Source organism: Acinetobacter brisouii (assembly GCF_008993995.1).
In the GTDB taxonomy this organism is placed as follows: Bacteria; Pseudomonadota; Gammaproteobacteria; order Pseudomonadales; family Moraxellaceae; genus Acinetobacter; species Acinetobacter brisouii_A.
In genome coordinates, this window is record NZ_BKNN01000141.1 from 1 (window position 1) to 2223 (window position 2223).

Below are 2223 nucleotides of genomic sequence, written 5' to 3' on the forward strand. Positions count from 1 at the left end.
GAGCAATTCCTCATACCAGCATTACCAGAAAATAGTGTAGTGGTTATGGATAATGCAGCATTTCATAAAAGAGCAGATATTCAGGAGTTATTGGAACAACAAGGGCATAAAATTCTTTGGCTTCCTGTCAACGGCATTCTAAAATTGACCCCTTTCACCTTACAAATGGCAAAGTAAAATTGACCCCTTTGATCTCGTATTAAGTTTCAACCTGGGGTTGAATCCCAATTCTTTTTTTATCCTTCAAACGATAACTCTCACCCGATATTTGTACCACATGACAGTGATGCAATAACCGATCTAACATCGCAGCGGTCAACGTAACATCATCCGCAAACGACTTAGACCATTGGCTAAAGGGTAAGTTACTCGTCAATATCGTACTGCCTTTTTCATAACGCTTGGCAATCACGTTAAAGAACAGATTCGCTTCTTCACGTCCAAACGGTAAATAACCAATTTCATCGATTATCAGTAACTTTGGTCCCAGTACCGCACGTTGCATATAGGTTTTCAGTTTACCTTGCTGATAGGCTGTACTCAGTTGCAGCATTAAATCCGCTGCGGTAATGAACTTGATCTTAATGTTGTTCATGATGGCCTTATAGCCTAATGCCATAGATAAGTGCGTTTTTCCTACTCCGCTAGCCCCCAGAAACACCACATTTTCTGCTCTAGCAATAAAGCTCAGATTGAACAGTTCAATCACCTGTGATTTAGGGGCCCCTAGGGCATAATTAAAATCATAGTCTTCCAGGGTTTTGACTTGAGGCAGACCTGAGAGTTTCATCAGTACCTGCTGACTGCGCTGTTGCCTGGCAGCATATTCATGCGTCAAGATAGCTTCAACAAAGTCGGCATAACTTCCATCCTGACCTAATGTTTGTTGTGCATGATGTGACCATTGTGATGCGATGGCAGGCAGATTGAGCTTTTGGCAAAGCTGCTCTATACGGTCGTATTGCAGATTCATCAGGAAACTCCTAGCAACTGGTCATATACCGATAAGGGATGCTGCAAACTCTCGTAGGGCATTACATGCTGTGCCGCTGCAACAGGTATAGTGCCAGAACCTGTATCTGATTGCGGTAATGGCGTAAATTTTTGCTGCTCCTGTTGCAGTCGAACAGCCGGTTTTTCTTGCGTGGTGGCATGAATCCGCTGATTGGCGGTTTCATGCAGCCACCGGCCAATGTGGGCATTGGCGACATCAACATCTAACAGTAAACCCGAAGTCTTCAGGCTTGCTTTCAATGGCACAATAAAGCTTGATTTGAGGTATCCATTAAAGCGTTCAACTTTGCCTTTGGTCTGTGCACGGTAGGGCTTACATACGCGGGGACGAAAGCTGTATTTCTTGGCGCAGTCGAGCAGTTTGGGGTTCCATTTATGCTGCCCTCCTGATAGGCATCCCGTTCAATCATGATCGTTTTAGCGTTATCAAACAGGATTTCCTGAGGTACTCCTGCAAAGAACTGAAATGCATTTTCTAGACCATCGATCCATGCATCGGTACGTTCATGATCATAAAATTTCACGAAAGTCGCTCTGGAATACCCTAATGTTGCGACAAAGGCTTTTAAAGTCGTGTTGTTGCGTCGAATTGTCGTGAAATCTACCTGCATTTGTTGGCCAGGTTGGGTTTCAAAACGAATGATCGGTTCCGGTTTGGCAACTGGTTTTAATGTTGCAAGATATTCCCTCAAGATCCTGATCTTTCCTGGATATCCCAACCTTAAAATTTCCTGGTAGAGCACGACAGCAGGAATCCATTCAGGATGAGCTGCATTTACACGTTGGAGTAAATAGGGTTTATATGGGTCAAGGATACTTATTCTAGGCTGTATACGCTGATACTGAGGTGTGGTGTTTTGCCGTAAATATTTACGTACGGTATTTCTGGACACCCCCAGTTCACGACTAATGGCTTTAATAGATTTACCTTGTTGATGAAGTATTTGGATTGTCACTGCTTGCTCCAACGTTAACATATTGAGCAGTCCAAAATGACCGCTATATTAACCAAGGGGGTCAGTTTTTAAATGCCATTAGGGGGTCAGTTTTACACTGCCGCTAACATTTTACTCATGCCTCGCTTTAGCCAATCATAAAAGCGAGAAACGGATAGACGAAGTAATCGAGCCATTAAAATAATCGGAAATAAGTGGCTTTGCGATTTCATATAGGCGTACCTCACTGACTTTCTTTGGCAAAGTACGCTGC

The 2223-nt window shown here is 43.4% G+C and carries 2 protein-coding genes and 2 pseudogenes; 1 reads left to right on the plus strand and 3 read right to left on the minus strand.

The window, feature by feature from the left end:
- Positions 1–45: 45 nt before the first annotated feature.
- The gene (locus tag GBN19_RS16375; protein ID WP_375707877.1) at positions 46–177 is read left to right on the plus strand and encodes a hypothetical protein; all 132 of its coding nucleotides are present in this window, start codon (positions 46–48) and stop codon (positions 175–177) included.
- Positions 178–199: 22 nt separating this feature from the next.
- On the opposite strand, the gene istB is transcribed toward GBN19_RS16375, so the two are convergent.
- From istB to GBN19_RS15235, 3 genes and pseudogenes are all read right to left on the minus strand, one after another.
- Positions 200–973 carry an IS21-like element ISAba8 family helper ATPase IstB gene (gene istB, locus GBN19_RS15225; RefSeq protein ID WP_001053379.1) on the minus strand — a complete coding sequence of 258 codons (774 nt, stop codon included), beginning with the start codon at positions 971–973 and terminating at the stop codon, positions 200–202.
- Positions 973–1991, minus strand: a pseudogene (gene istA / locus GBN19_RS15230) (IS21-like element ISAba8 family transposase). The gene istB and the pseudogene istA overlap by 1 nt, the downstream one beginning before the upstream one ends.
- A gap of 83 nt (positions 1992–2074) precedes the next feature.
- Positions 2075–2223, minus strand: a pseudogene (locus GBN19_RS15235) (IS3 family transposase); the annotation flags it as partial.

Bases quoted from the DNA above. Each gene is read 5' to 3' on its own strand.
- GBN19_RS16375 (WP_375707877.1), top strand. From the start codon at position 46: ATGGATAATGCAGCATTTCATAAAAGAGCAGATATTCAGGAGTTATTG.
- istB (WP_001053379.1), bottom strand. From the start codon at position 973: ATGAATCTGCAATACGACCGTATAGAGCAGCTTTGCCAAAAGCTCAAT.